Raw genomic sequence first — 23,707 nt, 5'->3', positions numbered from 1 at the left:
AAATTCTAAATTAATTGTTATGATGTATGTTAGGGTAAGTGGGTAGTTTTGCTATTAGTAATATAAGAAGTTAGATTATTTATAAAAAAATATTCAACTTTTCTGATTTTGACTATTTATAATAGGTCATCTAAGATTTGAAAGGCATGGGCATAAATATGAATAAAATTGGACATGAAGTAAAGAGTGTCAAGCAGGATAGTATCGCTTATGAACTAGAGATTGAACCAGGAGATTGTTTACTTCGTATCAATGGTAAAGAAATTAAAGATGTGTTTGATTATCAATTTTTAATCAATGATGAATATCTTGAGGTTTTAGTTCGTAAACCAAATGGTGAAGAATGGGAACTTGAAATAGAAAAAGAATATAATGAAGATTTAGGGATAGAATTTAAAGAAGGCCTCATGGATTCTTATTTATCCTGTAGAAATAAATGTGTTTTTTGTTTTATTGATCAGATGCCAAAAGGTATGAGAGATACGTTATATTTTAAAGATGATGATTCGAGACTATCCTTTCTTCAGGGTAATTATATAACTCTTACTAATATGAAGGAAGAGGATATTGAGCGAATTATTCAATATAAATTGTCTCCAATTAACATTTCGGTTCATACAACGAATAAAGAATTACGAGTAAAAATGTTAAACAATCGATTTGCTGGAGATGCGTTAGATAAGATTAAGCAGTTGTATGATGGACAGATTGAGATGAACAGTCAGATTGTATTATGCAAGGGTTTAAATGATGGTAAGGAACTAGAAAAATCAATAAAAGATCTAGCAAAGTATCTTCCATATATGCAGAGCTTATCAGTTGTTCCAGTAGGTAAGACAAAATATCGAGAAGGTTTAGAGGATTTAACAAAGTTCGGTGAACAGGATGCGAAAGAAGTATTAGACATCATTCGTAAATACCAAGACATATATTTAAAAGAACACGGGACAAGATTTGTTCATGCAAGTGATGAATGGTATATCACTGCCAATCTACCAATTCCAGAAGCTTCTTATTATGAAGGATATGGTCAGATTGAAAATGGAGTTGGGATGGTTCGTTCTTTGATCGATGAAGTAGATGAAGCATTAGAAAATTTAGAAGGTGACGATCAAGATTACCATATATCCTTAGCAACGGGTTTATTAGCAGCGCCTATTATAGAAGAAATCATGAATAAAGTTAATATGAAATATCCTAATATTAGGGGTCAAGTCTATCCTATTAAGAATGAATTCTTTGGTGAAGATATCACAGTTGCTGGATTGTTAACAGGGCAAGATATCATAAAACAGTTAAAGGGTAAAGATTTAGGTGAATTTTTAATCTTACCAGATGTTTTATTAAGAGCAGATACGGATATATTACTAGATGATATGACAGTGCAGGATATAGAAAATGCTTTACAAATTCCAATTCGTATTGTAAAATCAGACGGTCAGTCACTTATTGATACTGTTTTGAAAAAATGAAGCTGAAAAGCTATTATGTAAGTTTATCTGTACTGCATGATTTGAGTTTGTGAATAGATGAAAGTGGCAGTCTTGATATATATATTTATAACAAAAATAATAATACAATTCTTTAATAAAATTTGGTTTATATCAAATAAGTTGATTTTATTAAAGATTAGTGAATAACAAGGAGATATAAAATGAGTAAACCAATCGTAGCAATCGTTGGACGTCCAAATGTAGGAAAGTCGACATTATTTAATGCTCTGGCAGGGGAAAAAATCTCAATCGTAAAGGATTATCCAGGAGTAACAAGAGATCGTATTTATGCAGATGTTACATGGCTAGATAATCAATTTACAATGATTGATACCGGTGGTATTGAGCCAGAAAGTAAGGATCTTATGCTTTCGCATATGAGGCAGCAAGCGCAGATCGCAATTGATACAGCTGATGTAATATTATTTATCGTAGACGTAAGACAAGGTCTTGTAGATGCTGATTACAAAGTGGCTGATATGCTTAGAAAATCAGCAAAACCAGTAATATTAGTAGTAAATAAGGTTGATAATTTTGATAAATTTATGCCTGATGTTTATGAATTCTACAACTTAGGAATTGGTGATCCTGTTCCAGTATCAGGTGCTTCAAGACTTGGAATTGGTGATATGTTAGATGAGGTAATCAATCATTTTAATAAAGAAGATCTAGAAGAAGTAGAAGACGAGCGACCAAGAATTGCAATTGTTGGTAAACCTAACGTAGGTAAATCTTCTATTATTAATAAACTTTTAGGAGAAAATCGTGTTATTGTATCTGATATTGCAGGTACGACAAGAGATGCGATAGATACTGCAGTAACATACAATGAGAAAGAATATGTATTTATTGATACAGCTGGTCTTAGAAGAAAGAGTAAGATAAAAGAAGAGTTAGAACGTTACAGCATTATTCGTACTGTTACTGCTGTTGAAAGAGCAGACGTAGTTCTTATGGTAATTGATGCGGTAGAAGGTGTTACAGAACAAGATGCTAAGATTGCAGGTATTGCACATGAACGTGGTAAAGGTATTATCATTGTAGTAAATAAGTGGGATGCAATTGAGAAGAATGATAAGACAATCTATGAATATACTAGAAAAGTACAAGATATTCTGGCTTATATGCCATATGCAGAAATTATCTTTATTTCTGCGTTAACTGGACAAAGAATGAATAAACTATTTGATCTCATTGAAATGGTTATTCAAAATCAAACATTACGTGTTGCAACAGGTGTCTTAAATGAAATTATGACAGAAGCTACTGCAATGCAACAACCACCATCAGATAAAGGTAAACGCTTAAAATTATATTACATTACTCAGGTTGCAGTAAAACCACCAACATTCGTAATATTTGTTAATGATAAAGAATTGATGCATTTCTCATACACAAGATATATTGAGAATAAAATCCGTGATGCATTTGGATTTAAGGGAACTTCGTTGAAATTTATCATTCGAGAAAGAAAGGAAAAAGAGTAATATGAATACCATAATTTATGTGATTAGCATATGTGTTGGCTATATTTTTGGATGTTTTCCAACTGGATTTATTGTAGGGAAAGCTTATCACGTAGATATAAGAAATCAGGGTAGTGGTAATATCGGATCCACCAATGCCTTAAGAACTTTAGGAAAGAAAGCTGGTCTTCTTACTTTCGCGGGTGATTTATTAAAAGCAATCATTCCAATTGTTGCATTTGGAATGATTGCGAATGATGGTCATGTTTATGGACAAATGCTTACGCTTTGTACTGGATTAGGTGTAGTTATTGGACATAATTTTCCCGTCACACTTGGATTTAAAGGTGGAAAAGGAATTGCTTGTATGTCGGCTGTCATACTTACTTTTGATCTAAGAATCACATTGATTGCACTAATCGTTTTTATTCTTACGGTTGTAATTACAAGATATGTATCTTTGGGCTCTTTGCTTATTTCATTGGTTTTGCCACTAGGTGTTTTGGTCTTTTATCCTAGCAGTATACATATGCTTTTTGTAAGCTTAATCTTTACGGTATTTGCTTTTATAAAGCATCAAGCAAATATTAAAAGATTATTAAATGGTACTGAAAATAAGATTGGTCATAAAAAAGCATAAGTATAGATATCAGTATAAAAAAGTCAGCTTGAATTTATTGTATTAGGAGGCATTTATATGGTTAAAGTTAGTGTATTAGGAGCAGGAAGTTGGGGAACAGCACTAGCAATTTTATTAGCAAATAATGGACACGAAGTTACACTTTGGTCTTTACTTGAAGATGAGGTAGAATTATTAAGAACTCATAGAGAACAAACGGATAAATTACCAGGTGTTAAATTGCCTAATAGTATAGTAATAACTTCCGATTTAAATGAGGCATGTAAGGGTAAGGACTTAATTGTATTTGCAGTGGCTTCACCTTTTGTTCGCTCCACAGCTAAACTTAGTGCTCCCTATATAAGAGATAATCAGATTATTGTAAACGTCGCAAAAGGAATTGAAGAGGCGACTTTAAGTACCCTTTCTGAAATATTAAATGATGAAATTCCAAATGCTGAAATTGCAGTGTTATCAGGACCTAGTCATGCAGAAGAAGTAAGTAGAGGCATTCCGACCACATGTGTTGTTGGAGCAGAATCTAAAGATACTGCGCATTTTATCCAAGATATCTTTATGAGTGATAAGTTTAGAGTATATACAAGCCCAGATATTATAGGTATTGAACTAGGTGGATCACTTAAAAATGTCATCGCTTTAGCTGCGGGTATTGCTGATGGATTAGGATTCGGGGATAATACAAAAGCAGCACTTATGACAAGAGGTATCGCAGAAATGAGCCGTCTTGGTGTAGCGTTAGGTGGAAGAAGAGAAACTTTCGCTGGCTTATCTGGTGTAGGTGACTTAATTGTTACTTGTACAAGTAAGCATAGTAGAAACCGTAATGCTGGTTTCCTAATTGGAGAAGGATATTCAATGCAGGAAGCAATGGATAAAGTTCATCAGGTGGTAGAAGGTGTATACTCCGCAAAAGCAGCGTTAGCGCTTGCGAGAAAACACGATATTCAAATGCCAATTGTTGAGCAGATTAATCAAGTATTGTTTGAGAATAAGAGTGCTAAGGATGCGGTAGATGATCTACTGTTAAGAGATAAGACAAGAGAATATAGTGATTTAGAGTGGAAAAAATAGATATGACTTAAAAAAAGAGGATGATGTGAAAGATTACATCATCCTCTTTTTTAGGGTGTAGTACTATGGACTAATAGTTATTATTGAACCTATTTTATAATACTATTTCTTAATTTTATTTATTAGCTTAACTAGTTCATACCAAAGGATAGAAATACTTGCTATGAGAAGTGATATAAGAAATTGAGATCCTGTAAGTGGTGCAAGTTTTAAAAAATGATGTAATGGAGAGTATAGTATTACAAGAAGCATGAGTACCGTTCCAATGCTAGCACACCACATAACTTTATCCTTAATTAATTTTCTTATAGAATGAATCATGAAGTCTGAAGAAGAACTATTTACCTGAACAAGGAGTAAGTTTGATATCATAATAATTACAAGACCCATGGAACGAGCAATTAAAGCATTATCTGTTGTCTTAAGCATATAAAGGTAAGTTCCAAAGGAAGCGACAAACATAACAAGGCCTTGTATGATACTCTTTGCAAGTAGGCTTTTCGTAAGCATTTTTTCTTCTGGATTTCTAGGTTTACGGTCCATGATATCATCATCAGCTGGTTGTCGTTCCAATACAATAGAACAAGTAGGATCGATTAATAGTTCTAATAATACTACATGTAGTGGAAGAAGTAGTAGTTCGGAAGGTGCAATTCCAAGCATTGGTGCTAATAAGGATGCGAAGGCAATTGGAATATGAATTGAAAATATATAACCAACCGCTTTTCTAATATTATCATAGATTCTTCGCCCATCATGAACTGTATCAACGATAGTTGAAAAATTATCATCCAATAATATTAGGTCGGCAGCTTCACGGGATACTTCACTACCACGTTTTCCCATTGCTATACCAATATCTGCGAATTTAAGAGCTGGTGCATCATTTACACCATCACCTGTCATGGCAACAATTTCACCATTTTCTTTGAATGCTTTTACAATTCTCATTTTATGTTCTGGGATAACCCGTGAGAATATACTTACTGATTTTACAGCTTCACGTAATTCATCATCAGACATTTCATTTAACATATCACCAGTAATGATATGATCACTATGAGGCATACCAATCTTTTTAGCAATACTTGAAGCTGTAATACCATTGTCACCTGTGATCATTACAACACGGATTCCTGCTTTATTGCATACTGAGATATCTTTGGCAACGGATTCTCTAGGAGGATCTGCAAGACCAATAAGTCCAAGAAATGTCATGTTGCAGTCTGTAATAACCTCTGGTACCTGTGATTCTGTTTCTAATTTCATGGTAGCAACAGCGATAACACGAAGCCCCTCTTTTGATAAATCTAAGATTTTATTATCTATTTTTTGTTTTTCTTCATTGGAAAGATTACATATCGTAAGAATACGCTCAGGAGAGCCTTTTGCTGCAATGATAATTTCGCCATTTCTTGACCATACATGACCCATCATTTTTAGTTCATTTGTAAAAGCATATTCAGAAATTAATCTTCCACCAAATAAAGATTCGTTTGATATTCCTAATGTATTACAATAAGAAAGCATTGCTTTCTCCATCGGATCATAGGCATCTGTTTCACAGCCTAGCCCCATTACTTCGCATAAGCGATGTTGATCACCATCGTATGCCCAAGTTTCTTGCACGGTCATCTGATTCATTGTTATGGTTCCTGTTTTATCTACGCATAACACAGATACTGCACCTAATGTTTCAACAGATGGTAATTTACGCACGAGGGAATGTTTCTTAGCAAGTCTCCATGCACCCATTGAAAGGAATACAGTAAGTACAACCGGGAATTCTTCTGGTATCATAGCCATAGCAAGGGTGATTCCGGATAGAATACTTTCAATTAGTCTAGGTCCAAATTTATGATCTGGAATATTGAACCAAGTAATAATTGCAACTAGGATAAATAATGCAGCCGCAATGATAGCGCATGTTTTCACAAGGCTACTAGTTTGTTTTTGAAGGGGAGTTGGGGAGTCGGGTGCGGATACTACATTTAAACCTATTTTACCGTATTCAGTAGAAGAACCAATCTTATCTACTAAAATAGTAGCAGTACCTTGAGTAACAAGTGTACCAGCATAGCAGTAATCCTTTTTCCAATAATCATCTGTAGATTCAGAATTCTCATTGGATATCTTCCATACACCTTCTGCTTCACCAGTTAATGAGGATTCGTCTACACATAAATCATTACATTTTAAGACTGAACCGTCAGCAGGTATTTTAACACCCTCATAAATTAACATGAAATCACCGGGAACTAAGTCAGAACTTGCTATAACAGTTTCATTGCCATCGCGAATAACTTTAATATGTGGCGCAGATAGATCTTTTAGAGCGTTTAGTGTCTTATCCGTCTTCCATTCTTGGATGACGTCGATGCTAATGATACCTACAACAAAGATTAGCATGATAGCACCGTCTCTTGGTTCGCCAAGAATAAAGTAGATGACAGCTGCAGCAAGTAAGAGTAGAAACATAGGTTCGCTAATAATATGCAGAACCTTGAAAAAGAAAGATTCTTTCTTCATTGGAGTCAATTCGTTTTTACCAAATTGCTCTTGAAGCTTTTTTGCTTGGGATGTCGTTAGACCCATCCCGTTTTGTGTACTTTTGGTCATAAAAGTTACCTCCTTTTGCCTAATGGCTTACTTAAGATAGCTCTATGGCACATACATTTCAGTATTGTTCCATTCAGGAGGTATAAAAAAACACACCTGAGGAACATACTACTGTCCCACAGATGTGTATATTATCACATTCTGCTGCCACAAAAGTGGCCCGGCCCCATGACCTAAATTAGGTTCATCGCCTGCTCAGTTTGTACTGTTGATCGAATTCCAATTAAGGAAATAATGCAGTGCAAAGAGATCGTTTCAATTATAATATATGTGGGTTTTATTGTCAATGTGCTATTTTTGACTTATTAAAACGCAAACAAGAGTGATTAATAAAAATTATTAAAATAGTCATACATAAAATAAAATTTCATCGCATATCTATAGATATAATCAATGACAATTGGATTGACTGCCAATTCTGATTGTATAAAGGAGAGGATAAGATGTTAGAGCAGTTTGACGTTTATAACGATATAAAGGCTAGGACAGGCGGTGAAATATATATTGGTGTGGTTGGTCCAGTTAGAACTGGTAAATCTACATTCATAAAAAGGTTTATGGACCTATTAGTAATACCCAATATAGAAGATGTTCATAGTAAAGAGAGAGCGATTGATGAATTACCTCAAAGTGCAGCAGGTAAAACAATCATGACTACCGAACCTAAGTTTATTCCAAAAGAAGCAGCAGAGATAAGCCTTTCTGAAGATACAAAAGTTAGTATAAGACTCATTGATTGTGTTGGATATATGGTGGAAGGAGCTTCTGGCCATATTGAAAATGACCAAGAAAGACTTGTAAAAACACCATGGTTTGATTATGAGATACCATTTACGGAGGCAGCTGAACTTGGAACGAAAAAGGTTATCAATGATCATTCAACAATAGGCATTGTAATTACCACGGATGGTAGTTTTGGAGATCTACCACGTGAAAGTTATCTTGTAGCAGAAGAAAAGACAATAAGTGAGTTAAAAAAACTAGGTAAACCATTTATTGTTCTTCTTAATACGAATAAGCCATATTCCAAGGAAACTTTAGAATTAGCAAGTAATATATCTGAAAAATATAATGTATCAGTTATGCCTGTAAATTGTGAACAATTGAAAAAAGATGATATCACAAAAATTATGGAGAATATTCTATCTGTTTTCCCAGTAACAAAGATTGATTTCTTTATCCCGAAGTGGGTAGAAATGTTATCAAAAGAACATTGGTTAAAGACTGATTTAGTTTCTGCTGTAAAAACACTTTTGAAGAATATCAATTTAATTCGTGATGTGAAATCGAATAATTTTGTTACGGATAGTAAGTTTGTAAAGAAGTTCAAAATTGATAAAATAGATCTAAAAGATGGAACAGTTAAAGTTCTTACCGAATTCGATGATACATATTATTATGAGATTCTTAGCGATTTAATTGGTGTACCAATCTCTGGAGAATATCAGCTAATTTCAACGATTCGTGAATTAGCAGCGAAAAAATTGCAGTATGATAAGGTTGGTAACGCTTGCGAGGAAGTCCGTTTTAAAGGATATGGTGTTGTTTCGCCAGATAAGGATGAAATCATTATTGAAGAACCTGAGATTATTAAACATGGAAGTAAATATGGAGTTAAGATTAAAGCAATTGCACCTTCGATTCATATGATCAAAGCAAATGTTGAGACGGAGATTGCACCTATTGTTGGAACAGAAGAGCAAGCTTCGGATCTTATTACCTATATTAAAGACAATACGAAAACGAATAAAGATGGCATCTGGGAAACCAATATATTTGGTAAATCCATTCGCCAATTGGTCGATGAAGGTATTAATTCAAAGGTATCAAAAATGACAGATGAAGACCAAGTTAAACTTCAAGAAACATTACAAAAAATAGTAAATGATAGTAATGGTGGACTCGTTTGTATTATTATCTAAAGGTGATTAAAGTAACGGTTTAGAATAAATTAATTTTATTGAAAGGGAGATATCATATGATGTCTCTCTTTTAAATCTCTCTTTTGGGACTAGCCTATTTATATTATGACATATCATTAGCTAGAAAGCTCATATAACCTACACTCTAATTTTTATTAACATTACCATGATTATTATGATATAATGATCAGTACGCGATTTCTTTGGATAAATAAAATTAAGTTCACCGTTTGATGAATATGGTGAGGCTTTTGATACCCTAACCAATATATAAATAAAACCAGTTTTATAAACAAACTGTTATATTTAAATTTAAGCTAGAATAATATGAAACATAATAATTAAATGGAGCAGTTTTGATGAAAATATTTAAGAGTAAAAAGAAAAAAAGTTACCTGAGAAATATAAGGCAAAAAAAAAATAAAATTACTTCTTATATTATTCGTATATTAATTATATTAGCAATTTTTCTGTCACCTGTATTTTATGACAGTACCAAAGGAAATACTGATTTTTTAAAAACATTAAATACTTATATTTATAATATAAATAAAAATTTTGGAACAATTGTAAATGATATAGTTACGAATTTTTTACCACCAGATGAGAACATTTCGAGTAACTTAACAGTACATTTTATAGATGTAGGACAAGGAGACGCAGAATTAATTCAAGTTAATGGTAAAAACTTTTTAATTGATACGGGTGGGCCAGAATATAGAGAGAATCTTCTTAATTATTTAGATAGTTTAAATATTAAGAAGATTGATGTGTTTCTTATCACTCATCCCCATGCGGATCATATGGGGTCTGCCCAGAGTATTCTCGAACGCTATCGGGTTGATAAAGTATATATGACAAATTATGTACATACTACAGAATTATATAAGAATTTTTTATTAACAGTGAAAGAAAAAGGTATAAAGGTAATACAAGCAAGAAGAGGAGTTACGATAGATCTTGGTGAGAATGCAGATGTAAAAATATTGGCACCGGACAGGAAATATACGAATATGAATTCTTCTAGTGCTGTAGTAAAATTAGTTTATGGGAAAACATCATTTCTGTTTGCTGGAGATGCGACAAAAGAAACGGAAAAGGATATCCTTGAAAACGAAGAAAATAACCTTAGATATTTAAAAGTGGATGTATATAAGGTGGCGCATCATGGGAGTGACACCTCAAGTGGAAGTGATTTTCTTAATGCGATTCGACCTGAATTATCCATTGTTACAGTTGGAAAAGATAATATTTATAAGTTGCCTAACAAGGCCGTTGTGAAACGTTTGAAGAAAATTAATAGTATCATTCTGACAACAAGGGATAATGGAACAATTAAGGTGTTTTCAGACGGGAAGAATATCAGTTATCAATTGAAAAATGGAAGTATTGTCAAATTGTATAAGTAATTATTGAATTTTATATACTTAATAGATAAAGCTTGTAAGATAGCATTTAATTAGAAAGAGAAATAAAATAGAAAGGTAATGCCATGTAGTGAATCTTAAGCTAGTAGATTTAAGTATCACTTTTAACTGTGGGAATAATACAGCTGTAAATAGTTGTGTTGTGATATGGGTATAATTATGAAGTACATTATTGATCAGATTCAAGATAAATATGTAGTATTAGAGAGTGTGGAAAATCATATTTTTGTTCAAATGAGAAAAAGCCAATTACCAAAGAATATAGAAGAAAGTGATGTAGTTATTGAAAAGAATGGTATATTTTCGATATGTGACGAAGAGACTAAGATACGAAAAGAAGAGATAAATGATTTGTTAAATAATTTATTTGAATAAGAATGTTTGGTTAGAGTTTCAAAAGTCTTATTTTAGCTTAAAAAAATGAAATTATACCTTTTGAGTCATATAAACATTACAAAGATTTTACGATTTTGAAAAATTGCATAATAATTATGAAAAAATTCTGCCACATAGTTGACAAAATTAATAAAAATTGTTAGAATAACTATGTAATATATTTAACAATTTCGTAACATTTATTTTGTAGAAAAATGCAAATGGTGAAATTCAGTTTATACTAATAATTCTGACAGCAGTAGAATTTCATTATTAGGAGGATTTTAGCATGATTAAGGAAACACTTAAATTTTCAACGTTGTGTTTAGTTGGATCATTAATATTTGCAACCAATGTAGCAAATGTTAATGCAGCAACGATTTCAGATGATAAAATATCAGGAGAATATTCAGTAGCAGGTATTACACTTTCTCTTGATCAATACTATGATTTCACATCAGATGCAAGTAGAATCGATTCTACAGAAGCAATAACAAAGCCTTTATCTTTTACATCAGCTTTGACAGAAGATAATCAAGAAGCGAACCAAGATGAACAAAAGAAAGCAAAAGAGATAAAGTCAAAGTATGAGAACATCGGTATTGCAGTAGTTGATAATCATCTGAATATTCGTAATAAACCAGGTGAAAATGAAAAAATAATTGGTAAACTTCCTAAGAATGCTGGCTGTAAAATATACAAAGTCAATAAGGACGGCTGGGCAAAGATTAAGTCTGGTAAAGTAACAGGTTATGTTATGAGTTCTTTTTTGGCAACAGGAGAAAAAGCAAGTGAATTAGCAGAGAATGTGGGTTCACAGGTTGCCACTGTTAAAGACACAGCAACATTAAGAGTTAGAGAAGAAAAAAATAAGAATTCTACAACGTTAACTTTAGTTCCTGAAGGTGAAGAATTAGAAGTGAAGCAAGTATATGATGATTGGGTAAAAGTAACCATTGATCAAGATACTGGTTATGTTGCAAAAGATTATGTATCAATTTCATACGAGCTTGATAAAGCTGTATCAGTTCAAGAAGATGTAGAAGGTGAAACTGATACTTCGAATGGAGTAACAACAGTGCGCTCAAGTATGATTTCTTATGCAAAGCAATTCTTAGGTAATCCTTACGTATGGGGTGGAACTAGTTTAACACATGGAACAGATTGTTCAGGATTTGTAATGTCAATCTATAGTCACTTTGGTTATTCGATTAGCAGAACTTCAAGAGCACAATCTACGAATGGTATTACAATTAATGCATCTAATGTAAGACCGGGAGATTTAGTCTTCTACGGTAGTGGTTCTGGAATTAACCATGTAGCGATGTATATAGGTGGAGGTCAAGTAATTCATGCAAGCAATCCTAGAACAGGAATTAAGATTTCAGCTATGTATTATAGGACACCTCTAAAAGCTGTAAGAATTATTAATGATTAATAATAGACTATATTCTGCCTTTGAGTTTCAATACTCATAGGCAGATTTTTATTGTTAAGATTTATGAATATATCTATTTTTTTTCTAAAAATATGCTACAATAGATAAAATAAAGCCACAGATAGGAGATTGATATGGAGTATTTAATAATAATAGGTATAGGCTTACTTTTGCTTTTCATAAAAAATATTTATGATGAAAAAGCAAGCAAAGAAAGAGCCTTGATAAAATTAAAAAAAGAGTGGGGTCAAGTACCTGATGAAGAATATACAAGTGAGAAATTTGAAGCATTAAAATGGTTCTACAATACCAAGAAAGATCAATATGATATCGATGATATTACTTGGAGCGACCTTGATATGGACCAAATCTATATGTTGATGAATAATACATCATCTGCTTTGGGTGAAGAATATCTATATAGCTTGTTACGAAAGGTAAAGTATACAATAGAGCCACTTAAGGAGCGTAACGAGGTGATTCGTTTTTTTGAAACGAATGCAGAGAAAAGAATTCAGATGCAATCTACATTTAGTAAGATGGGTAAAGTAAAGAAGTTATCTGTTTTTGAATATCTTGACCGAGTGAATCAGCTTAAGAAAAGAACCAATATACCACACATTTTAATGGCTTCGGGATTGATATTATCCTTGATATCTGCATTTATTATTGGAGCAGCGTCCGTTGCACCAATTATAATATTTTTAGCATTAAATATTATAAGATACTATAAGTATAAAGCGGAGATAGAACCTTATATTACTGTTTTTTCATATATCGTGAAATTACTCGATAGTGTTGATGAGATGCGTAAAATTGATGCTCCAGAACTCCAAAAGTACAAAGATGAATTAGAAAGTAGTATGAAGAAGTTTCATAGTTTTCGTAAAAGAACATTTCTATTATCAAGTGGAAATAATATGAGCGGTGACTTATCAGAATTAATTATTGATTATGTTCGAATCTTATTTCATGTAGACTTGATTAAATTTAATAATATGTTATATCTAGTTCAAAAGAATAAAAAAGAATTATTTGCTATGTTTGAAACAATGGGATTCTTAGACAGTATGATTGCAGTTGCATCCTTCCGTACGATGATGGGACAAACGGTTGAGCCAATCTTAGTAAAAGGGAAGAAACCAATATTATCAGTTGAAGACGTTTATCATCCACTTATCGATGAACCAATCATGAATTCTATTAATACAGAACAATGTGTGTTGATAACTGGTTCCAATGCATCTGGTAAATCAACGTTTTTAAGAACAATGGCTATTAATGCAGTTCTATCTCAGACAATATATACAAGTGTAAGTAAATATTATAAAGCCAGTTTTTTTAAAGTATATTCCTCAATGGCTTTAAAAGATGATCTGTTTAGTAATGAGAGTTATTATATTGTTGAGATTAAATCACTAAAGAGAATCCTTGATAGTGTGGAAGCAGATATCCCAGTATTATGCTTTGTTGATGAGGTATTAAGAGGCACTAATACACTTGAGAGAATTGCAGCTTCTGCACAGATTCTTAAGAGCTTTTCTAATAACAACGCAATTGCATTTGCTGCAACTCATGATATTGAATTAACTCATATTCTAGAACATTATTATTCAAATTATCATTTTAGTGAAGAAGTAAAAGAAAATGCAATTGTTTTTGATTATAAACTTCATAAAGGAAGAGCAGTTACAAAGAATGCGATAAAATTACTTGCGATGATTGGTTATAAAGAAGAGATTATAACAAAAGCAACGGAACAAGCAAATCGTTTCTTAGAAGAAGGAAGTTGGAAAATACTATAGATCTAGAATGTAAAGTGTTTCATAAAAGTTATAACATGAAAGGATGAAATGTTAAATGCAAGTAAATGTATATACGGATGGTTCAGCTAGAGGTAATCCAGATGGACCTGGAGGCTATGGAGCTGTTATTGAATATATTGATCCAAAAGGGGCAAAGCATATAAGAGAATATTCAGCTGGATATAAAAAAACTACGAATAATCGTATGGAGTTAATGGCTGCAATCATTGGTTTGGAAGCACTAACAAAGCCATGCGATGTGAATTTATATTCAGATTCTCAATATGTAATTAAAGCGTTTAATGAACATTGGTTAGATGGATGGATAAAAAAAGGATGGAAACGTGGTAAAAATGAGCCAGTAAAAAATGTTGACTTATGGAAACGTCTTTTAGCTGCGAAAAATAATCATAATGTCACTTTTATCTGGGTAAAAGGACATGCCGGACATCCACAAAATGAGAGATGCGATGTTTTAGCAACAACGGCGGCAGATGGATCTAATTTGTTAGACGATGTCATAGAAGAATAGGTTTAATTATTCGAAATTGGAAAATCAAAAAGTAAGAGGCTACTTAAGATTTAAGCTTAAGTAGCCTCTTACTCGATTAATTAAATATATGTTCAATGTTATTGGTAATTTTGTTGAAAGAAAGGTAAAATTATCGCTTTGAATTGACAAATTTAGATATCTACAATAAAATAAATAAGAATAAAGGTGGCTATTCAGTTACAAATATGATATTTGAATAGTTGTAACTTAGGAGGTAATAGTATTCGAAATTCTAAAAAGCTATTTAGCTATTTAAATAAAATGAAGATAAAAAAGCAATTATATATTGTTTACATTATCGCAGCGTTCATACCAGTTTTTGTAATTGGTATTTCACTTATTTATACAACAAGAAATATAATTACAAAACAACATGTATCGCAAGTGGAATATGACAATACACGTGTTAGAAGCATAATGCTTGACGTTACAACCTCAATATCTAATCTTTCAGATAATCTTTTTAATGATGAGATATTGAAAAATATAATATCGAAAGATTATAAGAGTGACAAAGATTATTACGATGCAATTCGTAATTATAGTAAGATCACAACTTACTTAAAGAATTATACGGAGATATTCGATATTAATATCTATGTTGATAATGATTCAATAACTAACTATGGTAATATTAAAAAGGTTACAAAAGAAGTACGAGAAAATGAATGGTATAAAAGAGCAATGAAATCTTCGTCCTACATTTGGATGACAGTTGAAAAGAAAGATCGTGCAAAAAATAGTTTATATTTATTAAGGCATGTACGTAAGATTCCACTTGTGAAAGCCAATAAAGTAGCTATATTAACAATCGATATTAGTAAAAACTATTTGAAATCAAGAATAGGAAATAATCTGATGTTAACAGATATATCTGTGAATGATAACCCTATTTTTTACTCAAGTTCAAAAGAGAACATTGGAAAATCACTTGGAATAGATATAGATTATTCAAAAGATTATTTTAAAATGTATGGAAAAAAAAGATATAATAATCAAGATGGTTTATTAAAAATAACAACTCAAGTACCCGTTTGGAGTTCGGATAAATTATATATAGCAACGGTTGACACTGGTGTTATTTCAGATCTTTCCAATATCACCTTGATATGTTCGATTATTATTATTATTTGTGCAATTGTACCTTTTACTATGATAGCAGTATATACGCGTACCTTTAGTGAAAGAATACTAACTTTACGGCGTGATATGCACAAGGTAAGCAATGGGGACTACAATATAACCGAACAAATAAACGGAAAAGATGAATTATTTGAGGTATATCAAGATTTAACAACAATGATTGAAAGTATTAAGAAAATGGATATGGAGATCTATAATGAGAGAATTAGTAAGCAAAAGCTCATTAATCATCAACAAAGAATGGAATTTGAGATGCTATCGAATCAGATAAATCCACATTTCTTATACAACACTTTAGAAACGATTCGAATGAAGGCTTTTAATGTAGGTGCCAGAGAAGTAGCCAATGCTATCAAATTATTAGGTAAATCAATGCGTTATGTACTAGAGAGTAGTAAAAAACCTGCAACACTTTTCTCGGAATTAGAGTATATTCAAATATATTTAAGTATTATTATGCTACGATTTGAAGAAAAATTTAATTATGAGATTGATGTAGATAAAACGATTGATACAGAAAATTATCGAATTTTACCTTTACTTTTACAGCCAATCATAGAAAATTCAATTTTACACGGTTTAGCTGATATAGAGTCAGGTGGTAGAATTAATATATTAATCAAAAAAGAAAGTACTGAATTAATAATTGATATAGAGGATAATGGTACTGGAATACCAAGTGATGAGCTTTCAAGGATATTAGTTGATGTAAATTCATCGAAAATAAGCAATAAATCAAGTATTGGATTATACAATATCAATCAAAGAATAAAATTATTTTACGGAAGAGATTATGGTATAAAGATTCAAAGCAATGACGGTGAAGGAACAAAGGTATCGCTTAATTTACCGCTTGACTTTGACTGGAGGTTAGATAATGATGAAAGTATTCATAGCGGATGATGAGATAAATGTTAGACAAGGACTTAAAAATATCATAGATTGGAAAGAACTTGGTTTTGATATCTGTGGTGAAGCTGGGAATGGAGTTGCTTGTCTAGAAGGCATAATGAAAGAAAATCCTGATTTAGTTTTATTGGATATACAGATGCCTAAGATGCAAGGAATACAAGTAGCCAAACATGCTAGAGAACAAGGGTATAAAGGAAAGATAATAATACTAAGTGGTTACTCTGATTTTGAATATGCAAAAAGTGCGATTCCTTATGGAATAGACTATTATTTATTAAAGCCAATTGATGAAGATGAGCTAACGAATGCGGTTACCAATGTTTATCGATTGATTATGAAAGATAAGCAAGAAAAAGGACTTGCACAACAGTATTTTATAAAAGCAAGAGGAAGTATATTAAGAGATATTATTCTAGGACGTCAGAATCAAGCAGTACTTGAGGATGCGGACAAGAATTTAGAATTGAAACATTTAGATTTAAATAGATCTTGTTATAGAGTGCTATTAATTGAGCAACTTTCATCTAATGTAGAACATCTTTTTGGAGAGAACGATATTCAAAGCTTATTTCACTTGTATAATAATGATCTAAGTGATTTGGAACATGTCGTGATTGATAACACCAATGTACTGTTAATCAAAGGGGAAACATTAATTCATCGTATATCGAGAGTCATTGAATCATTTGAAGTAATGGAAAATGCAACAAGAGGAATGTCTTTTATCGTGGCTGGTAAGATTGTTACCAATTTAAATGAAATTCATAATTCCTATAAAACATGTAGAATGATAATGGATCGAAAGTTTTTTACTCCAAAAGATCATTTTGTAATTGAAGAAAGCAATTATCAATTAGAAAAGGATATGGCATATGATGTTACTGAAATAGAAAGTAGTAAATATCATGACATGTTGTATAAGAATATCGAAAGCTATAATCGTGCTGGAATTAAAGAAACATTGCAAATATTGAATCAAAATTTAATGCAATCCTATCATTCGGAAGATAGTATTAAAAATTTTATTACTGGTATCTTTCTTCATATTAAACATGATGTCAAACATGACTACAAAAAATGTGATATTCAGTTAGATAGCAATACAGATATTATAGCAACTATTCAAAAGATGAACTTTTTATATGAAATTATACACTATGTAGAAGATCAAATGGTACAAATTATTAAAGCAATTGGTAATTCTACTTGTGAAAGTATTCTATCCGATATACTCCATTATATTGACTTGAACTTTAGAAAAAATCTAAAGCTAGAGACTATTGCAGCAGTATTTGGATACAATAGCGCCTATTTAGGTAAAGTATTTACAAAGAATATGGGTGTTAATTTTAATTCTTATGTGGATAAAGTTAGAATTAATTATGCGAAGGAACTTGTATTAGAAGACCGATTAAAAGTTTATGAAATAGCAGAGAATGTTGGCTATAAAAATCTAGACTATTTTCATCGTAAATTTAAACGTTATGTAGGTTATAGTCCTGCAGAATATCGTAAACTGATGAAAGACAATGATGAGTAAAAGTAAGTACAAAACTGCTATTGAAAGGATGTAAATAGATGGAACAATTAACTCCTATGATGAAACAATATATGGAGACCAAAGAACAATACAAAGATTGTATTTTGTTCTACCGACTAGGAGATTTTTATGAAATGTTCTTTGAGGATGCCATATCGGCATCAAAAGAATTAGAAATCACCTTAACTGGTAAAAATTGTGGATTAGAAGAACGTGCACCGATGTGTGGAATCCCATATCATGCAGTGGAAGGGTATTTAAGTAAATTAATTAGTAAAGGTTATAAAGTTGCTATCTGTGAGCAAGTGGAAGATCCAAAGACTGCTAAAGGTATTGTAAAGAGAGAAGTAATTAGAATTGTAACTCCAGGTACCAATCTAAATACTGGAACGCTTGATGAGACAAAGAATAATTACTTAATGAGTATTGTTCATACTGATAATGAATATGGAATCTCAATTGTTGATGTAACTACTGGTGATTACTACCTTACTGAAGTTGATTCAAATAGAAAATTAATTGATGAAATCAATAAATTTTCACCAACTGAGATTATTTGTAATGACTCCTTTTTTGTAAGTGGAGTTGATATTGAAGATCTAAAAAACCGTCTGAATATCGCTATTTCATCATTAGAACCTTGGTACTTTGATGATGAATTATGCATTCGCAGCTTGAAAAATCATTTTAAAGTATCTTCCTTGGATGGTCTTGGGTTAAAAGACTACTCTATTGGCATTATAGCTGCTGGTAGCATAATGCAGTACCTAATGGAAACGCAGAAGAATTCATTAAGTCATATAACGTATCTAACACCTTATATTACAAGCAAATATATGCTATTAGATAGTTCGACAAGAAGAAATCTAGAACTTAATTATACACTTCGTGAAAAACAAAAGCGTGGGTCATTATTATGGGTATTAGATAAAACTAAGACAGCAATGGGTGCTCGTTTACTAAGAAACTACATTGAGCAACCACTGATAGATAAAGAAGAAATTGAACAAAGATTAGATGCGATAGAAGAGTTGAATGATAATTTAATCACGAGGGAAGAGATTCGAGAATATCTTAATCCGATATATGATCTAGAACGTCTTATTATGAAGGTTAGCTATAAGAATGCCAACCCTAGAGATTTAGTCGCATTTATGTCTTCGCTTGCCATGTTACCTCATATTTCTTATCTATTAGAACCATTGGAATCGAATCTATTAAAGCAGATACATAAGAATCTGGATCCATTAGAAGATATCCATGATCTAATTGAGAAAGCAATTATTGAGGAACCTCCAATTGCAGTAAAAGAAGGAGGTATAATTAAAGAAGGCTATAGCGAAGAAGTAGACAAGTTAAGAAAAGCGAAGACAGAAGGAAAGACATGGCTTGCAGAACTTGAAGCCAAGGAACGAGATAATACTGGAATCAAAAATCTTAAGATTAAATACAATAAAGTATTTGGCTATTACTTAGAAGTAACGAATTCGTATCAGAACCTAGTTCCAGACACATGGTCTAGAAAACAGACACTTGCTAATGCAGAACGATATACAACACCTGAGCTAAAAGAATTAGAAGATATTATTCTTGGTGCTGAAGATAAGCTATTTGCTTTAGAATATGATTTATTTAATGAATTAAGAGAAAGTATTGCAAAGGAAGTATTACGAATTCAAACCACTGCAAAAGCAATTGCAAAATTAGATGTATTTTCTTCTTTAGCATATGTTGCTGAACATAATAATTTTGTTAGACCAACAGTAAATGAAGAGGGTATTATAGATATCAAAGATGGTAGACATCCAGTAGTTGAGAAAATGATATCAAATGATTTATTTGTTTCGAATGATACGTATCTGAATAATGATAAGAATAGAGTTTCCATTATTACTGGACCAAATATGGCAGGAAAGTCTACTTATATGCGTCAGACTGCTTTGATTGTATTGATGGCACAGCTTGGAAGTTTTGTTCCAGCAGCATCGGCAAATATTGGAATCGTGGATCGTATCTTTACTAGAGTTGGTGCGAGTGATGACCTTGCATCAGGCCAAAGTACTTTCATGGTTGAAATGACAGAGGTTGCAAATATTCTGCGTAATGCAACAAAAGATAGTCTTTTAATATTGGATGAGATTGGAAGAGGAACGAGTACCTTTGATGGACTAAGTATTGCATGGGCAGTAGTGGAACATATCAGTAATCCAAGATTACTAGGAGCGAAGACTTTATTTGCTACTCATTATCATGAATTGACCGAATTAGAAGGTAAACTTGACAGTGTAAATAACTACTGTATCGCTGTAAAAGAACAAGGCGATGACATTGTTTTTCTTCGTAAGATTGTACAAGGTGGCGCTGATAAGAGTTATGGTATTCAGGTTGCTAAGTTAGCTGGTGTACCAGAGACAGTACTAAAAAGAGCGAGACAGATTGCAAATGAATTAAATGAGCATGATATTACAATTCAAACAAAATGTATTGATGTGAAAAAAGATTTGAATGAAACGAACAATAAACTTTCTGAAAATATAGAATCTTCAATGGAAAGCATAAACGTAACATTAGGAGAAAATGCATCTAATTGTGAGAGCATGTCATCACAATTAGATGGTAACTATATGACATCTCATTCATATAATATTATGAATGAAAGCATAACTAATAAGGATGCTATACATTCTAATCATTCATTAGTAAAAAGTAAAAAATCAGAATTGGATCTAAATCAGATGTCATTGTTCTCGGTCAATCAATCTGTGGATGAGATTGTATTAGAATTAAGAGAACTAGATATCTCTAATATGACACCAATGGATGCAATGAATAAATTATATATGATGCAAAGAAGGATTAAAGAGCAGATTTAATTATATATTTAAATTTAATATGTGATAGTTATGCTTTAGCATACTCTAATCATTAACTTAACCATTTATAATAAACCAATTATAAATGGTTAAGTATATTTAAGCGACATTTTTATGGTGAAACGTTGATGTCACTGTTCATTTCAGACAGATCATATAGAATTATGAATACGAAAATAAATGTATAAGCTTGATTAGAATATGGAGGGAATGAATGTTAGCAAAGATAGAAAAAATCGATCGGTTCATCCTACTCTTTACACAGAATAAAATTAGACTTCGTAAACTTAATTATCTTATGAAGTTCATAACCATGCTGGGAGATTACGGTGGCGTATGGCTTCTGATATCTGGAGGTTTGTTACTATCCAGAAAGACAAGAAAAGTAGCAATTCTCTCTTTTATATCATTAATCCTATGTTATTTAGTAAATAATATAATAATAAAAAATGTAGTACATAGAAAAAGACCATTTAATCAGTATGAAGATATCGAAGAATTGGTGAAGAAACCAAAAGATTATTCATTTCCCTCAGGTCATACCTGTGGTTCATTTGCAGCAGCTGGGATCTATATTCGTTTTTTACACGGCAAAATAGCTAGGTTTTCTATCTTACTAGCTTCAATAATTGGATATTCTAGAATATATGTAGGAGTACATTATCCAAGTGATGTAGTTATTGGAGGCATGATTGGAATATTAGGAAGCCAATCTATCTATTATATGTATCGATTCCTTAGTAAGAAAGATTAGGTATTACAAGTTAATAAAAGAGGTCTAATGAAATGATGTCAAACAGCAAATTATTATGCTAACTATTTGACTTATACTTCATTAGGCCTCTATTTGTGTTCAAATTAGGCTACTGTATATTGATTAATGATATCTATAAAATATTGATGAATCTGATGATTATCAGTTAATTCAGGATGAAAGGCTACACCAAGTTGGTTCTTATATTGAATTGCAACTATTTTTTCATCTACGATAGATAACACTTTTGTATGATCATCGACGGATTTTACATAAGGAGCCCTAATAAATTTCATTGGTATTTGTCCTAATCCTTCTACATTGCCTTCCGTATAGAAGCTACCTAATTGTCTACCATATGCATTTCTAACAACGGTTGCAGGAAGAGTGCCAAAGTGCACAGTGTTATCGTCAACAATGTGTGAAGCAAGAAGGATTAATCCAGCACAGGTTCCAAAGACTGGTAACCCATCTTCAATCTTATTTTTTATGATATCAAATAGGTCAAGTTCTTTTAAAAGCTTACCCATTACAGTACTTTCTCCACCTGGGAGAATAAGTCCATCAAATGGGGTATCAAGATCAGTTTTTTTTCTTATCTGGATCGTTTCAATCCCCATATTATGGAGTGTTTGTTCGTGTTCAATAAAAGCACCTTGAAGTGCTAAGATAGCAACTACCATAATGAAATCCATACCTTTCTGTCTGTAGTAATGACTAGACGCTTTATTTCCCTCTTTCGGCCATCAATAATTCAATTTCTTTTTCATTAATTCCTACCATGGCTTCGCCAAGATCTTCTGATAATTCAGCAATTAATTTGGCATCATTAAAATTCGTAACAGCTTTAACAATAGCTGCAGCTCTTTTGGCTGGATCACCTGATTTAAAGATTCCAGAGCCTACAAAGACCCCTTCTGCTCCAAGTTGCATCATTAAAGCAGCATCTGCAGGTGTAGCAACACCACCAGCAGCAAAGTTAACTACTGGAAGTTTACCCTGTATATGAACATATGAGACTAATTCGTAAGGAACTTCTAATTCTTTGGCTGCTTGATATAATTCATCTTCACGCATTGAAGATAATTTAGCTATTTCACGATTCATCATTCTCATATGACGAACTGCTTGAATGATGTCACCAGTTCCAGGTTCTCCTTTAGTACGAATCATGGAAGCTCCTTCGTTGATTCTTCTTAAAGCCTCTCCAAGATCTTTGGCACCACATACAAATGGAACTTGAAACTTGCGTTTATCAATATGATATACATCATCTGCTGGAGAGAGAACTTCACTCTCATCAATATAATCGATTTCGATAGCTTCTAGAATTTGTGCTTCTGTAAAATGTCCTATTCTACACTTAGCCATTACAGGAATGGATACAGCTTTTTGAATACCTTTTATCATCTTAGGGTCGCTCATTCTAGCAACTCCTTTCGCTGCACGAATATCTGCAGGAATTCTTTCTAAGGCCATTACTGCACAAGCTCCAGCAGCTTCTGCAATCTTTGCTTGTTCTGGAGTAGTAACATCCATGATTACTCCTCCTTTTAACATCTGTGCTAGTTCTTTATTAAGTTCATATCTATTTTCTTTCATTGTCTTCTGATTCCTTTCTATTACCTTAGTTTAATATATGAGCCTTTTTCAAGCTCTTATTCATTTTACCCGGG

17 protein-coding genes and 1 riboswitch are annotated in these 23,707 nt (G+C 32.2%); of the genes, 14 read left to right on the top strand and 3 right to left on the bottom strand.

Annotation, left to right across the window (positions count from 1 at the left end; genetic code table 11):
• Nucleotides 1-158: 158 nt before the first annotated feature.
• From bsdtb5_RS13150 to bsdtb5_RS13135, 4 genes are all read left to right on the top strand, one after another.
• Nucleotides 159-1,472, top strand: coding sequence for a DUF512 domain-containing protein (locus tag bsdtb5_RS13150; RefSeq protein WP_271712441.1), 1,314 nt, complete (start codon nucleotides 159-161; stop codon nucleotides 1,470-1,472).
• A 182-nt stretch (nucleotides 1,473-1,654) separates the two neighbouring features.
• On the top strand, nucleotides 1,655-2,980 hold the full coding sequence (gene der, locus bsdtb5_RS13145) for a ribosome biogenesis GTPase Der (protein ID WP_271712440.1): 1,326 nt from the start codon (nucleotides 1,655-1,657) through the stop codon (nucleotides 2,978-2,980).
• 1 nt (nucleotide 2,981) lies between these two features.
• Nucleotides 2,982-3,599, top strand: a complete 618-nt coding sequence (gene plsY, locus bsdtb5_RS13140) for a glycerol-3-phosphate 1-O-acyltransferase PlsY (RefSeq protein ID WP_271712439.1) — start codon at nucleotides 2,982-2,984, stop codon at nucleotides 3,597-3,599.
• Nucleotides 3,600-3,656: 57 nt separating this feature from the next.
• On the top strand, nucleotides 3,657-4,670 hold the full coding sequence (locus tag bsdtb5_RS13135; RefSeq protein WP_271712438.1) for an NAD(P)H-dependent glycerol-3-phosphate dehydrogenase: 1,014 nt from the start codon (nucleotides 3,657-3,659) through the stop codon (nucleotides 4,668-4,670).
• A gap of 102 nt (nucleotides 4,671-4,772) precedes the next feature.
• Here bsdtb5_RS13135 and bsdtb5_RS13130 read toward each other — a convergent pair whose 3' ends face one another.
• Entirely contained in the window at nucleotides 4,773-7,289 is a 2,517-nt protein-coding gene (locus tag bsdtb5_RS13130) for a cation-translocating P-type ATPase (protein WP_271712437.1), read from the bottom strand.
• 109 nt (nucleotides 7,290-7,398) lie between these two features.
• Nucleotides 7,399-7,498, bottom strand: a riboswitch (NiCo riboswitch).
• A gap of 234 nt (nucleotides 7,499-7,732) precedes the next feature.
• On the opposite strand from bsdtb5_RS13130, the gene spoIVA reads away from it, so the two are divergent.
• From spoIVA to bsdtb5_RS13080, 10 genes are all read left to right on the top strand, one after another.
• Nucleotides 7,733-9,211, top strand: coding sequence for a stage IV sporulation protein A (gene spoIVA, locus bsdtb5_RS13125; RefSeq protein WP_271712436.1), 1,479 nt, complete (start codon nucleotides 7,733-7,735; stop codon nucleotides 9,209-9,211).
• A gap of 359 nt (nucleotides 9,212-9,570) precedes the next feature.
• A complete protein-coding gene (locus tag bsdtb5_RS13120) occupies nucleotides 9,571-10,620 on the top strand; it encodes a ComEC/Rec2 family competence protein (protein WP_271712435.1) in 1,050 nt (349 codons plus the stop codon).
• 177 nt (nucleotides 10,621-10,797) lie between these two features.
• Nucleotides 10,798-11,013 carry a DUF3006 domain-containing protein gene (locus bsdtb5_RS13115; protein ID WP_271712434.1) on the top strand — a complete coding sequence of 72 codons (216 nt, stop codon included), beginning with the start codon at nucleotides 10,798-10,800 and terminating at the stop codon, nucleotides 11,011-11,013.
• Nucleotides 11,014-11,302: 289 nt separating this feature from the next.
• Nucleotides 11,303-12,451, top strand: a complete 1,149-nt coding sequence (locus tag bsdtb5_RS13110) for a C40 family peptidase (RefSeq protein ID WP_271712433.1) — start codon at nucleotides 11,303-11,305, stop codon at nucleotides 12,449-12,451.
• A 134-nt stretch (nucleotides 12,452-12,585) separates the two neighbouring features.
• Nucleotides 12,586-14,256, top strand: a complete 1,671-nt coding sequence (locus bsdtb5_RS13105) for a MutS-related protein (RefSeq protein WP_271712432.1) — start codon at nucleotides 12,586-12,588, stop codon at nucleotides 14,254-14,256.
• 55 nt (nucleotides 14,257-14,311) lie between these two features.
• A complete protein-coding gene (rnhA, locus tag bsdtb5_RS13100) occupies nucleotides 14,312-14,788 on the top strand; it encodes a ribonuclease HI (RefSeq protein WP_271712431.1) in 477 nt (158 codons plus the stop codon).
• A gap of 282 nt (nucleotides 14,789-15,070) precedes the next feature.
• Complete coding sequence (locus tag bsdtb5_RS13095) at nucleotides 15,071-16,855, top strand: sensor histidine kinase (protein WP_271712430.1); 1,785 nt, start codon at nucleotides 15,071-15,073, stop codon at nucleotides 16,853-16,855.
• Entirely contained in the window at nucleotides 16,830-18,404 is a 1,575-nt protein-coding gene (locus bsdtb5_RS13090; protein ID WP_271712429.1) for a response regulator transcription factor, read from the top strand. The genes bsdtb5_RS13095 and bsdtb5_RS13090 overlap by 26 nt, the downstream gene beginning before the upstream one ends.
• A gap of 38 nt (nucleotides 18,405-18,442) precedes the next feature.
• Nucleotides 18,443-21,277 (top strand): DNA mismatch repair protein MutS, encoded by a 2,835-nt coding sequence (gene mutS / locus bsdtb5_RS13085; protein ID WP_271712428.1) that lies wholly within the window; start codon nucleotides 18,443-18,445, stop codon nucleotides 21,275-21,277.
• A 214-nt stretch (nucleotides 21,278-21,491) separates the two neighbouring features.
• Nucleotides 21,492-22,031 carry a phosphatase PAP2 family protein gene (locus bsdtb5_RS13080; RefSeq protein ID WP_271712427.1) on the top strand — a complete coding sequence of 180 codons (540 nt, stop codon included), beginning with the start codon at nucleotides 21,492-21,494 and terminating at the stop codon, nucleotides 22,029-22,031.
• Between the two features lie 104 nt (nucleotides 22,032-22,135).
• Here bsdtb5_RS13080 and pdxT read toward each other — a convergent pair whose 3' ends face one another.
• Nucleotides 22,136-22,714: a pyridoxal 5'-phosphate synthase glutaminase subunit PdxT gene (pdxT, locus tag bsdtb5_RS13075; RefSeq protein WP_271716101.1), complete on the bottom strand. Its 579-nt coding sequence runs from the start codon at nucleotides 22,712-22,714 to the stop codon at nucleotides 22,136-22,138.
• 43 nt (nucleotides 22,715-22,757) lie between these two features.
• Entirely contained in the window at nucleotides 22,758-23,633 is an 876-nt protein-coding gene (gene pdxS / locus bsdtb5_RS13070) for a pyridoxal 5'-phosphate synthase lyase subunit PdxS (RefSeq protein ID WP_271712426.1), read from the bottom strand.
• Nucleotides 23,634-23,707: the final 74 nt, after the last annotated feature.

Origin of the sequence: Anaeromicropila herbilytica, from assembly GCF_016591975.1 — a bacterium.
Lineage (GTDB): Bacteria > Bacillota > Clostridia > Lachnospirales > Lachnospiraceae > Anaeromicropila > Anaeromicropila herbilytica.
The sequence above is the reverse complement of the archived record's forward strand: the minus strand, read 5'-3'. Positions and strand labels throughout refer to the sequence as shown.

Coding starts and splice junctions, on each gene's coding strand:
- bsdtb5_RS13150 (WP_271712441.1), top strand. CDS start 159: ATGAATAAAATTGGACATGAAGTAAAGAGTGTCAAGCAGGATAGTATC.
- der (WP_271712440.1), top strand. CDS start 1,655: ATGAGTAAACCAATCGTAGCAATCGTTGGACGTCCAAATGTAGGAAAG.
- plsY (WP_271712439.1), top strand. CDS start 2,982: ATGAATACCATAATTTATGTGATTAGCATATGTGTTGGCTATATTTTT.
- bsdtb5_RS13135 (WP_271712438.1), top strand. CDS start 3,657: ATGGTTAAAGTTAGTGTATTAGGAGCAGGAAGTTGGGGAACAGCACTA.
- bsdtb5_RS13130 (WP_271712437.1), bottom strand. CDS start 7,289: ATGACCAAAAGTACACAAAACGGGATGGGTCTAACGACATCCCAAGCA.
- spoIVA (WP_271712436.1), top strand. CDS start 7,733: ATGTTAGAGCAGTTTGACGTTTATAACGATATAAAGGCTAGGACAGGC.
- bsdtb5_RS13120 (WP_271712435.1), top strand. CDS start 9,571: ATGAAAATATTTAAGAGTAAAAAGAAAAAAAGTTACCTGAGAAATATA.
- bsdtb5_RS13115 (WP_271712434.1), top strand. CDS start 10,798: ATGAAGTACATTATTGATCAGATTCAAGATAAATATGTAGTATTAGAG.
- bsdtb5_RS13110 (WP_271712433.1), top strand. CDS start 11,303: ATGATTAAGGAAACACTTAAATTTTCAACGTTGTGTTTAGTTGGATCA.
- bsdtb5_RS13105 (WP_271712432.1), top strand. CDS start 12,586: ATGGAGTATTTAATAATAATAGGTATAGGCTTACTTTTGCTTTTCATA.
- rnhA (WP_271712431.1), top strand. CDS start 14,312: ATGCAAGTAAATGTATATACGGATGGTTCAGCTAGAGGTAATCCAGAT.
- bsdtb5_RS13095 (WP_271712430.1), top strand. CDS start 15,071: ATGAAGATAAAAAAGCAATTATATATTGTTTACATTATCGCAGCGTTC.
- bsdtb5_RS13090 (WP_271712429.1), top strand. CDS start 16,830: ATGATGAAAGTATTCATAGCGGATGATGAGATAAATGTTAGACAAGGA.
- mutS (WP_271712428.1), top strand. CDS start 18,443: ATGGAACAATTAACTCCTATGATGAAACAATATATGGAGACCAAAGAA.
- bsdtb5_RS13080 (WP_271712427.1), top strand. CDS start 21,492: ATGTTAGCAAAGATAGAAAAAATCGATCGGTTCATCCTACTCTTTACA.
- pdxT (WP_271716101.1), bottom strand. CDS start 22,714: ATGGTAGTTGCTATCTTAGCACTTCAAGGTGCTTTTATTGAACACGAA.
- pdxS (WP_271712426.1), bottom strand. CDS start 23,633: ATGAAAGAAAATAGATATGAACTTAATAAAGAACTAGCACAGATGTTA.